The sequence below is a fragment of the Catellatospora bangladeshensis genome, from assembly GCF_016862575.1.
GTDB classification, from domain to species: domain Bacteria; phylum Actinomycetota; class Actinomycetes; order Mycobacteriales; family Micromonosporaceae; genus Catellatospora; species Catellatospora bangladeshensis.
The window spans coordinates 463,130-473,780 of record NZ_BONF01000008.1 but is presented as its reverse complement, the minus strand read 5'-3'; the positions used below and the strand labels follow the sequence as shown (position 1 = coordinate 473,780).

Sequence of the window (10,651 nt, the reverse complement as noted above, 5' to 3'; positions counted from 1 at the left end):
AGCCGACAGCGGCAGCGCGAACAACCAAAGCGAACTGCACCCGCCCACCGGGCAGGTGCGGTTCGGCATATCAGGGCACTTGCACCCGCACCGGCGGCCAAGATCCGTTTTTGTGGACGCCGACTGCTGCTATAGCGACGGTGAGCGTCCACAAAAACGGATCATCGGCACGCCCTCCGGCAACCGACCCCGGCCGGTCCGTCGATCATGAAGTTAGGGCAGTGACACGCCGTCGAGCACGCCCATAAGTTCATGATCAACGCAGTGCCGCAGTGCCGCAGTGCCGCAGTGCCGCAGTGCCGCAGGGCCGCAGTGCGGGGTGCCGCGTGCCGGATGCAGTTTCGGGGAAAGTGCGGCCTTGCTGAGGTGTGGAGGTGCAGTTTCCCCGAAACTGCGCGCGTGGTGGTGCGGAGGAGGGTGCTGCGCGAGGTCGGAGTGCGGGTGCGGGTGGGTGGGGGTGGGGGCGGTCAGGTGATGGAGTAGGTGACGTAGCCGTCGACCTCGTGGAAGCCGAGGCTGCGGTAGAGGGTGCGGGCGGGGGTGTTGGCGTGCTCGGTCTGCAGGGACACGCGGCGGGCGGTCGCGTCGCGGGCGGCGGACACGACGTGCTCGACCAGGGCTCGCGCGTGTCCGCGGCCACGGTGCTCGGGGCGCACGTACAGGTCGCGTACCAGCCAGAAGGTGCCCAGGGTGAGGGACGCGGGCAGCACCGAGACGGTGACCAGGCCGCAGGGGCGGCCGGTGGTGAAGGCCGCGCTGATCCGCAGGCCGCCTGAGGTTGCCTGATCCTGGAGCCACTGCCGGGTGGCGCCGTACGCCCGCTGCTCGCCGTAGTGAGCCCGGTACTCGTCGAACAGCTCGGCGACCGCGCCGAAGGCGGCGGCCGACGGCTCCACCCAGGTGATCATTCGCGGGACGCCACCGCCGCGCGGATCGCGGTGACCGCGGCGGCCAGTTCCGTGACGATGCCGGCCAGGCTGCTGCCGTCGGCGCCGGACAGGTTGACCGTGCGCAGCTCGTCGGGCTTGGGCAGCTTGGCGACGATCTCGGGCAGCCTGGCGATGAGTTCGGCCTGCACCGCCTCGGGCGAGCGCCCGTTGGCGATCTCCTGGCGGACCCGGTCGCGCTCCAGGACGAGCAGGGCGGCGTCGTGCGTCTGGGTGGCGCGGGCGGCCGCGAGGGACAGCTCGTGCTCCAGGGTGAGCCGCTGCAGGGTCTGCTCCAGCTCCAGGCGCAGCCGGCCCATCTCGGTCTCCTGCGCGTGCCGTTCCTGCTCCAGCTGCAGCTCGTGCAGGGTGGTCTCGCTGTTCTGGCTGGCCAGGGCGCGCGCGTCGGCCTGCTCGCGCTCGCCGCGGCGAAGCTTCTCGGCGGCGTCGCGGTCGAATGCGGCGGCGGCGTTGCGGGCCTTGAGGTCGGCCAGCTCGCGGTCGTTCTCCAGGCGCTGGAGCTGGTCGAGGCGCTGCGCGGCCAGCTCCCGGCCGGTGATGACCTCCTGCGCGGAGAGTTCCGCGAGCCGGGCGAGCTGGCCCTGCTCGGAGCGGAACGGCTTCTGCAGGTTCTCCCACAGCCGGGCCGAGGTGACCACGGCCTCCTTGATCTGCACGGTGACGATGCGCAGGCCGAGGCCGGTGTCGCTGTCGCCAGCGCCCTCGGCGACGCCGCGCAGCCGGGCGGTGAGCTCCTCGATGATGGGCTGCTTGTCGCTGAGCACCTCGTGCACGCTCATGGTGGCGACCTTGTCCTTGATGGCCGCCTCGGCCTGCTCCTTGAGCTGCAGGTTGACCAGCCGCATCGGGTCGGCCGGGTCACCGAAGTCGAGTTTGCGGTACGCCGTCGCGATGTCCTGCACGATCCACTGCACGTACGCCTGGACGAGCACGCCCTGCAGCTCGCGGCAGATGCAGAACGCGTTGAGCAGGATGGTCTGCATGGTGCCGGGCACGACGAGGTAGGAGTCGGTGCGCGAGCGGTAGCGGAAGGAAGTGCCGAGGCCGAGGTGCAGCGGCTTCTCCTGGCCGCGGCGGGTGTGCACGACGAACGCGTTGGGCGGCACGAGCACGGTCTTCCACGGGCCGATGCCGGTGACGCGTACGTCCACGGCGGACGGCGGGGTGGTGGCGGCCTCGGCGGCGCTGCGCCGGGCGCGGTTGCTGGTGCCGCCGCCCTCGGGGGCGGGCGCCTGGGCGGGGGGTGCCGCCTTCTTGACCCGCAGGTCCTGCTCCAGCTGGGAGGACTGGGCCATGACCTGGTCGAGGTACACGTTGCGTTCCGCGGAAGCCATGCGCGGCATCCTGCCGTACGCCCGCAACACCGTCCACTGTGGTGTCAGAAAGGCGGAGCGTTAAGAAGGGCACCTTCTACTACGCATAGCGTTAAGAAGGTGCCCTTCCTTTCAAGATAGGCGGTGGGCGCCGGGGGCGGGGAGGGCGGTGAAGGTGGCCGGGGGGCGGAAGCCGCGGGTGGCGAAGGCGGTGTGCACGGCTTCGGCGACCGCGTCGAGCTTTTCGGCTTCGACGAGGGCCAGGACGCAGCCGCCGAAGCCGCCACCGGTCATCCGGGCGCCGTAGGCGCCTGCGGCGAGGGCGGTCTCGACGGCCTCGTCGACCTCGGGGACGGTGATCTCGAAGTCGTCGCGCATGGACGCGTGCGAGGCCGTCATCAGGGGGCCGATCTCGCGGAGGCGGCCTTCGCGCAGCAGCGCGATCGTCTCCAGGACGCGGGCGTTCTCGGTGACCACGTGCCGGGCGCGGCGGACCAGCAGCGGGTCGTCGAGGCGGGACAGGTCGGCCAGGGCGGCGTCGCGCAGCGCGGGCAGGCCGAGCAGGGCGGCGGCGCGCTCGCAGGCGGCGCGGCGGGCGGCGTACTCGCCGTCGGCGAGCTGGTGCGGGGCCCTGCTGTCGATCACCAGGATGGCCAGGCCCTGCCCCGCGAGGTCGAGCGGGACGTGCTCGGTCGCCATGGTGCGGCAGTCCAGGAACAGCGCGTGGCCCTCGCGGCACAGCGTCGAGGCGGACTGGTCCATGATCCCGCAGGGCACGCCGACGTACTCGTTCTCGGCCCGCTGGGCGAGCTTCGGCCGGTGGGCCAGGGGGATGTCCAGGCCGCCGAGGTCGGCCAGGGCGGACAGCACCGCGCACTCCAGTGCGGCGGACGAGCTGAGCCCGGCCCCGCCGGGCACGTCCGAGTCGACGTGCAGCCGCGCCCCGGGCACGTCGTGACCGGCGTCGCGCAGCGCCCACACCACCGCGGCGACGTACGCCGCCCAGCCGGTGACCGGCTCGGACAGGTCGAAGGTGACCGTCTCGCCGGTGAGCGTCGAGGTGACCGACCACTCCGGCCGGCCGAGCCGCTCCGCCGTGACGACGGTGCGCTGCGGCAGCGCGAACGGGAGCACGAAGCCGTCGCAGTAGTCGGTGTGCTCGCCGATCAGGTTGACCCGGCCCGGCGCCGCCCAGACGCCCCGCTCGACACCGGTCCCGGCGGTCACAGCGCTGCTGAGGTTCGTCCTGCGGGGCTCGCCAGCTCGCTCCTCGGCCTTCACAGCCCGCTCCGGTAGAACGTCCAGGCGTCGGCGACGATGTCCCGCAGGTCGGTCTTCGCCGGGGTCCAGCCCAGCTCGGCCTGCGCCTTGGCGGACGAGGCGACCAGCTCGGCCGGGTCGCCGGGGCGGCGCGGCGCGATCTCCACCGGCAGCGCGTGCCCGGTGACCTCGCGGACCGCCTCGACCACCTGCATGCAGGAGAAACCGGTGCCGTTGCCGAGGTTGTAGACGCGGTGCTCGCCGGGGCGGGCCGCCGCCAGCGCCAGCAGGTGGGCCTGGGCCAGGTCGCCGACGTGGATGTAGTCGCGGATGCAGGTGCCGTCCGGAGTGGGGTAGTCGTCGCCGAACACGGCGAGCTTCTCCCGGCGGCCCGCGGCGACCTCCAGCGCGATCGGGATCAGGTGGGTCTCCGGGTCGTGCCGCTCGCCGATCATCGTGCCGTCCGGCAGCACCAGCGCGCCCGCCACGTTGAAGTAGCGCAGGCTGACCGCGGCCAGCTCGTGCGCGTGCGCCTCGGAGGCGATGGCCATGTCGACGGCGAGCTTGGTGGCGCCGTACGTGTTGACCGGCTTGGTGATCGCGTTCTCCGTCAGCGGGATCTCGGACGGGTTGCCGTAGGTGGCGGCGGTGGAGGAGAAGACCAGCCGCTTGACGCCGGCCGCGCGCATCGCGGCGAGCAGCGCCAGCGAGCCGATGGTGTTGGCCTCCCAGTGCAGCTCGGGGTGCGACATCGACTCACCGGCCGAGATCAGCCCGGCGAAGTGGAACACGGCGTCGAAACCGGCCTCCGGCGTGAGCACCGACGCGGCGTCCTGGATGCGCGCCTGCACGAACACGGCGCCCGCGGGCACCTGGGTGGCGTCGTTGCGGGAGAGGTCGTCGAGCACGACCACCTCGTGGCCGGCGTCGACCAGCAGCCGGGCGACGACGCTGCCGACGTATCCGGCGCCTCCGGTGACCAGTACCTTCATGTAGGGCGCTCCTCGAACTCCTGGTGCGGGCCAGCCTAGCCCGCGCCGCGGCGGTCACGACGTTGCTATCTCACCATATTCAAACAGAAAACAACAGGCTCAAACGCTGTCGCCTCGCTGTCAGGGCTACGGGGCAGGTCCCGTCCCTGGTTAGGCATGCTCGGCGTTCGAGAACCATTACTTCGGAACGCTACGATGCGCGCATGTCCGTGCCCCGGCAGAACACCCCCCGTACGCGGGAGAATCATGGTCGAGAACCGCGCCGCCGGGAGCCCCGGTTACGCCCGCCGGGACGCATGGCGCGCGCCGTGGCGCCGGCGATCGTACGGGCGGCCGACGCGCTGACCCGCTGGACGAACCGCGTGCTCGGCGTCGAGGCGACCGCCGGGCGTGAGCAGATCACCGAGGCCGAGCTGCGCGAGCTGGTCGCCGTGAACACCGCGCTGGACCCGGATGAGCGGCACATCATCAGCAAGGCCCTGGCCAGGTCCACCGCGACCCTGCGCGAGGTGATGGTGCCGCGCACCGAGGTCTGGTTCCTGGAGGTCGGGATGACCGTGGCCGAGGCCGTCGCGGAGGCGCGCGAGGCCGGGCACACCCGGCTGCCGATCACCGACGGCAGCCACGACGACATCGTCGGCTTCGTCCACCTGCGCGACCTGCTCTGGGACGAGCAGCCCGGCCGGCCGGTGCGCGAGCTGGCCCGGGAGATCAAGCGGCTGCCCGCCAGCAAGCCGGTGCTCGCCGCGCTGTCGGAGATGCGCCGCGAGCGGCACACCATCGCGGTGGTCGTCGACGAGTACGGCGGCACCGCCGGCATCGTCACGCTGGAGGACCTGATCGAGGAGCTGGTCGGCGAGATCCACGACGAGTACGACGAGACCCCCGCCGCGTCCGACGAGGTCGACGGCATGCTCAACCTCGCCGACTTCGCCGAGCGCACCGGCATCGCGCTGCCCGAGGGGCCGTACGAGACCGTGGGCGGCTTCCTGATGAGCGTGCTCGGCCGGCTGCCCGCCGCCGGGGACAGCGCCACCCTGGAGGCCTACCGGCTGACCGTCCTCGCCCTGGACGGCCGCCGGGTGGCCCGCGTCCGCCTGACCCCCGTGGATCCCACCCCGGACGCCGCCTGAGGCGACCTCGCTCGCCCCCATGATCGTCCGACTTGCCTGGCAGGTGTGCGTATCTTGAGCGCGCAAACGCCCATGTGCCTGGCAAGTCGAGCGATCATGGCGGTCGGCGGTCGGCGGTCGGCGGTCGGCGGTCAGTGGATCGCGAGTTTGCGCCAGGTCAGGCCGTCCGCCGAGACGGCGACCCAGCCGCCCCGGAACAGGTCGAGCGCCACGTAGCCGCCCGAGGTGGCGCGCAGGGCGCCGACGGTCGGCAGGCCGCCGTCGGGGGCGGCGGTGAACGTCGCGCCGAAGTCGGTGCTGAGCTGGAAGCGGCTGTCCGAGGCGACGAGCAGGCGCCCGTCAGGCAGCAGGACCGGCTCGCCGTCCACGGGCAGGTGCGCGCCGTCCGAGCGGCGGGTCAGCGCGCCGCGGCTCCCCGCGTACACCCCGGTGATCTTCCCGCCGGTGGTGGTCAGCGCCACGACCTGCTCGCCGCGCACGGTGCCGGTGACGGCGTCGCCGCGCCGGGCCCCGGGCAGCTCGCGCAGCTGCCAGGTGGCCCCGCCGTCGCTGCTCGCGGCCAGGCTCGGCAGGCCGTCGGCGCGCCGCCCGCCCGCCCACCAGACTCCGCCCGTGGTGGGCCGGGGGGCGATCCAGTCGGGGGTCAGCGGCGGCCGCGCCGCAGGGGCGGGATCCGGCAGCTTCGTGCCGGGGTCGGTCTCGACCAGCCAGGTCTCGCCGCCGTCGGTGGTGCGGGCATACCGCGGCAGGCAGCCGGACTCCGCCGCGGTGCAGGTGGTACGCAGCCAGCCGGTGGCGCCGTCCAGCTCGAACGCGGTGATCAGGCCGGGCAGGTCCGGGGCGGTGGCCGCGTTGGTGATGGCGGTGATGCTGAGCCCGGCCCCCTGGTAGACGTGGTGCGACGCGGAGGCGGCCGGGGTCGGCGAGGCGGCCGTCTCGTGCGGGCCCGGCCCCGGGCGCCACGGCTGGAGCAGGCCGGCCGCCGCCACCAGCAGCACCGCCGCGGCGCTGCCGACCTGCGCCGCCTGCCGCCGGACCCGGATCCGGCCGGCGCGCGCCCGCACCTGCTCCAGCGGCGGCGCCTCCACGTCGTCGAGCAGGCCCCGCAGCGCCTCCCGCCCCCGGGAGAGCCGTGACTTGACCGTGCCCACGGGGACCTCCAGGATGTCGGCGACCTCGTCCACGGGCAGATCGGCGAGGTAGTGCAGGACCACGACCTCGCGGTACTGGCGCGGGATGGCGGCCAGCGCGGTCCGCAGGTCGGTGTTGTCAGGCTCGGGCGCGGCGGCGACCCGGGTCAACGGCCGCTCGCGCAGCAGGATGGCGTCCAGCAGCTGGCGGCGGCGCCAGCGGCGGCGGACCACGTTGATCGCGACGGTACGCAGCCAGGCCTCCGGCGCGTCCACATCGCTCAGGCCCCGGCGGCGGGCGAGCGCGCGGGCGAACGCCTCCTGCACGGCGTCCTGCGCCTCGGTCAGGTCGGTGGTGAACGCGTAGACCTGCGCCACGAGCCGGCGGTACCCGGCGTGGTACAGCTCACCCAGCTCGTCCTGCGCGGTCATGCTCTCCCCGGTCCCTCGTTCTCGGCGACTCTAGTGAGTCCTGCCGGTGGCGTCCGGTTCCCAGGTTCGTGCGCGGATCATCGGGGTGGGAGAATGGCGGCCATGTCCTTCGACGCGACGCAGCACAGCAAGCCCCGGGTGCTCTCCGGGATCCAGCCCACCGGCGGCTCGTACCACCTGGGCAACTACCTGGGCGCGGTGCGCAACTGGGTGGGCATGCAGGAGACGCACGACGCGTTCTACTGCGTGGTGGATCTGCACGCGATCACGGCGGGACACGACCCGAAGCTGCTGCGCGAGCGCAGCCGGATCAGCGTGGCGCAGCTGCTGGCCGTCGGGCTGGACCCGGCCCGGTGCACGATCTTCGTGCAGTCGCACGTGCCCGAGCACGCGCAGCTGGGCTGGGTGATGAGCTGCATCACGGGCTTCGGCGAGGCCAGCCGGATGACCCAGTTCAAGGACAAGTCGAGCAAGCAGGGAGCCGAGCGGTCGAGCGTCGGCCTGTTCACGTACCCGATCCTGCAGGCCGCCGACATCCTGCTCTACCAGGCCGACGCGGTGCCGGTGGGCGAGGACCAGCGCCAGCACCTGGAGCTGACCCGGGACCTGGCGCAGCGCTTCAACACGCTGTTCGGCAAGACCTTCACGCTGCCGCAGCCGCACATCGTCAAGGAGACCGCGAAGATCCTGGACCTGCAGGACCCCAGCGCGAAGATGTCGAAGTCCGCGTCGACCGGCAACGGCCTGATCGAGCTGCTGGAGCCGCCGAACCGGATCGCCAAGAAGATCAAGTCGGCCGTCACCGACACCGGGCGGGAGATCACCTTCGACCCCGAGGCCAAGGCGGGCGTGAGCAACCTGCTGACCATCTACGCCGCGCTGTCCGGCCGCTCGATCCCCGAGCTGGTCGAGGCCTACGACGGCAAGGGGTACGGTGACCTCAAGAAGGACCTGGCCGAGGTGGTGGTGGAGTTCGTGACGCCGTTCCAGCAGCGCACGCAGGAGTACCTGGACGACCCCGCGCAGCTGGACAAGATGCTGGTCATCGGCGCGGAGAAGGCCCGGGCCGTGGCGACGCCGACGCTGGCCGACGTCTACGACAAAATCGGCTTCCTGCCGCCGGCGGGTTCGAAGTAGCGGAACGTCCCGGGCGGAGGCTGTCGGTGGAGCGCACCATCGGTATCGCGATCGGCATCCCGCAACCGTGGGGTGCCGAACTCGACGCGGCCCGCGCCTCCACCGGCGACCCGCTGGCCGCGCTGATCCCCTCGCACGTGACCCTGCTCGGCCCGACCGTGCTGGCCGTCTCGGCCGAGCTGGACCGGCGCATCGACGAGCTGCTGGCGCGGGTGGCGGTGGAGAACGCCCCGTTCACCGTGCAGCTGCGCGGCACGGGCACGTTCCGGCCGGTCAGCCGGGTGGTGTTCGTGGCACTGGCCACCGGCATCGTGGAGTGCGAGCGGCTGGCCGCGGCGATCCGCACCGGCCCGCTGGAGCGCGAGCTGACGCACCCGTACCACCCGCACGTCACCGTCGGCCACGACGTGCCGGAGCCCGCCCTCGACGACGTCTTCGAGCGCATGGCCGATTACACGGCCCGCTTCGACGTCGCCCACTTCACCCGCTACGAGCACAACGGCACCGGCCGCTGGCAGCCCATCCGCGACTACCCGCTGGGCGGCTGACCGCCGCGCGCCGCTTTCCGGTCTGCACTTTCAGGGAAACTGCACGAAAGAACGGCGTCTTTCGTGCAGTTTCCCTGAAACTGAGCCTGTCCGCGGGCCTGCGGGCGGGCGGGGCGGGAGGGGTCAGGAGCCGGTGAGGCGGGCGGAGATGCGGGCGAAGCCCGCCTTGAGGTCGTCGGCGCTGGGAGCCTCGGCCACGTGGTCGTCGTGGTCGTGGTCGTGCTCCTCGTCGGAGTCCGTGTCGTCGTCGAGCACGTCGTCGATCTCGTCGGCCGCCTCGGCGGCGAGGTCCTGCGCGTTGGCGATCTCGGCGCGGATCTGCTCCAGCGAGATCGCCGGCAGCAGTGGCTCCACGACCGCCATCAGGTCCTCGTCGGCCACGATGTGCTGGGCGAGGGCGAGCGCGTGCGGGCGCTCGTACGGTCCGCAGACCACCGGCTCCCACTCCTCGTCGTCGTCGAGCGGGCCGAAGGTGATGATCCAGGGAAGGTCCAGCTGCGGCGCGCCGGCCGGCAGCTCCAAAGTCACGAGTGCACCCACGCGACCATCATCGAGCTTCGCGCGGCCTTTTGGCGGGAGGTTCCGCCGATATCCTGCGCGGCGCGGGCGTGTCGCCGCCGTCGGCGTCCGCCTGGCGCGCCGCCCGCTCGGCCGCGTCGTCCTCCCGCGCGGCCCGCTCGGCTTCCTCCGCCGCGGCCTCGATCCCGGTCCGCAGCTCGGCCGTGGTCTCGGCCCGCGCCAGGTCGGCGGGCGGGACCCACTCAAGGTGGTGCTTGCGGGGGCGCCCCCAGGCCAGGTCGAACACCTTGCCCCGGCCGGACGTGGCGGCGTACGCCACAGCCCACAGCACGACCTGGTTGAACAGGTACAGGTACAGCAGCAGACCCACGGACGCGGCGACCGCCACGTAGGCCGGGTTGTTCTCCGTGCGCTGCACGAAGTAGCGGCCGACCGAGTTGAGCAGGGTCAGGCCGACGCCGACGATGCCGACCGCGGGCAGCAGCCGCCGGGGCGTCATGTGCACCCGTGGCAGCACGGTGACCAGCGCGAACCCGATGAGCGCGTTGACCAGCACCGCGACCGCGTAACCCGCGACCTTGACCCAGTACGCCCCGGTCGACTCCGGGATGATGTTTAAGATGGTGTCGAGCCCGTCGATCACGGTCAGCGAGACGGCGATCAGCAGCCCCAGCGCGATCAGCATGCCCAGGTCGGTCAGGCGCAGCACGAGGAAGTTGCCGGGGTGCTGGTCCAGCCCCCAGATCGCGCGCTGCGAGGAACGCCACGCGTCCACCCAGCCGATCCCGGCGAGCACCAGGCTGATCACGCCGATCCACTGGACCGACGTCGCGGCGGCCTTCAGCTGGTCGGTGTCGATCGACGGCAGGTAGAGCTTGAGGAAGCGGTCGACCTCGGCGACCAGGTCGGCGTTGGCGGAGAAGACCTTCACCAGCACCGCGTACGCCACCATCGCCATCGCGTACGCGGCGAAGAAGGCGTAGTAGGCGATGGCCGCGGCCAGCCGCCCGGCGAGCACGTCGGCGTAGCGCTCCTTCATCCGCCAGAGATGGTCGAACTTCGCGGACCGCTTGCGGGCACGGTCCACGTACTGGTCATAACGTGCGCCGACGACCTCGGTCATCCGCTGCACCCAACCCACGACGGCCACCACGCCCACATCCTCCCCGACCGCCACCACCCCAGAGAAAGGAAGGGCACCTTCTTGACGGACGTCCGTGTAGAAGGTGCCCTTCCTGAC

General features: G+C 72.2%; 11 protein-coding genes. 4 read left to right on the top strand and 7 right to left on the bottom strand.

The window, feature by feature from the left end; all coding sequences use genetic code 11:
- A partial coding sequence (locus Cba03nite_RS07190) for a hypothetical protein (RefSeq protein ID WP_203743244.1) occupies positions 1-211 on the top strand: 211 nt, incomplete at its 5' end.
- 256 nt (positions 212-467) lie between these two features.
- Here Cba03nite_RS07190 and Cba03nite_RS07185 read toward each other — a convergent pair.
- From Cba03nite_RS07185 to galE, 4 genes are all read right to left on the bottom strand, one after another.
- On the bottom strand, positions 468-908 hold the full coding sequence (locus Cba03nite_RS07185; protein WP_203743242.1) for a GNAT family N-acetyltransferase: 441 nt from the start codon (positions 906-908) through the stop codon (positions 468-470).
- Positions 905-2,281, bottom strand: a complete 1,377-nt coding sequence (locus tag Cba03nite_RS07180) for an SPFH domain-containing protein (protein ID WP_203743240.1) — start codon at positions 2,279-2,281, stop codon at positions 905-907. The genes Cba03nite_RS07185 and Cba03nite_RS07180 overlap by 4 nt, the downstream gene beginning before the upstream one ends.
- 111 nt (positions 2,282-2,392) lie before the next feature.
- Complete coding sequence (gene galK, locus Cba03nite_RS07175; RefSeq protein ID WP_203743238.1) at positions 2,393-3,487, bottom strand: galactokinase; 1,095 nt, start codon at positions 3,485-3,487, stop codon at positions 2,393-2,395.
- A gap of 50 nt (positions 3,488-3,537) precedes the next feature.
- Positions 3,538-4,512, bottom strand: a complete 975-nt coding sequence (galE, locus tag Cba03nite_RS07170) for a UDP-glucose 4-epimerase GalE (protein ID WP_203743236.1) — start codon at positions 4,510-4,512, stop codon at positions 3,538-3,540.
- A 296-nt stretch (positions 4,513-4,808) separates the two neighbouring features.
- On the opposite strand from galE, the gene Cba03nite_RS07165 reads away from it, so the two are divergent.
- On the top strand, positions 4,809-5,645 hold the full coding sequence (locus Cba03nite_RS07165) for a hemolysin family protein (protein WP_203743234.1): 837 nt from the start codon (positions 4,809-4,811) through the stop codon (positions 5,643-5,645).
- A 131-nt stretch (positions 5,646-5,776) separates the two neighbouring features.
- Here Cba03nite_RS07165 and Cba03nite_RS07160 read toward each other — a convergent pair whose 3' ends face one another.
- On the bottom strand, positions 5,777-7,207 hold the full coding sequence (locus tag Cba03nite_RS07160) for a sigma-70 family RNA polymerase sigma factor (RefSeq protein ID WP_203743232.1): 1,431 nt from the start codon (positions 7,205-7,207) through the stop codon (positions 5,777-5,779).
- Positions 7,208-7,309: 102 nt separating this feature from the next.
- Between Cba03nite_RS07160 and trpS the strand changes: the two genes are divergently transcribed.
- Together trpS and Cba03nite_RS07150 are read left to right on the top strand one after the other, a co-directional pair.
- Positions 7,310-8,344 (top strand): tryptophan--tRNA ligase, encoded by a 1,035-nt coding sequence (gene trpS / locus Cba03nite_RS07155; protein ID WP_203743230.1) that lies wholly within the window; start codon positions 7,310-7,312, stop codon positions 8,342-8,344.
- A gap of 26 nt (positions 8,345-8,370) precedes the next feature.
- Positions 8,371-8,892 carry a 2'-5' RNA ligase family protein gene (locus Cba03nite_RS07150; RefSeq protein ID WP_203743228.1) on the top strand — a complete coding sequence of 174 codons (522 nt, stop codon included), beginning with the start codon at positions 8,371-8,373 and terminating at the stop codon, positions 8,890-8,892.
- Between the two features lie 123 nt (positions 8,893-9,015).
- Here the strand turns inward: Cba03nite_RS07150 and Cba03nite_RS07145 are convergent, their stop codons facing one another.
- A complete protein-coding gene (locus Cba03nite_RS07145) occupies positions 9,016-9,432 on the bottom strand; it encodes a hypothetical protein (RefSeq protein ID WP_203743226.1) in 417 nt (138 codons plus the stop codon).
- Between the two features lie 7 nt (positions 9,433-9,439).
- Positions 9,440-10,564, bottom strand: a complete 1,125-nt coding sequence (locus tag Cba03nite_RS07140) for a YihY/virulence factor BrkB family protein (RefSeq protein WP_239125525.1) — start codon at positions 10,562-10,564, stop codon at positions 9,440-9,442.
- Between the last annotated feature and the right edge of the window lie 87 nt (positions 10,565-10,651).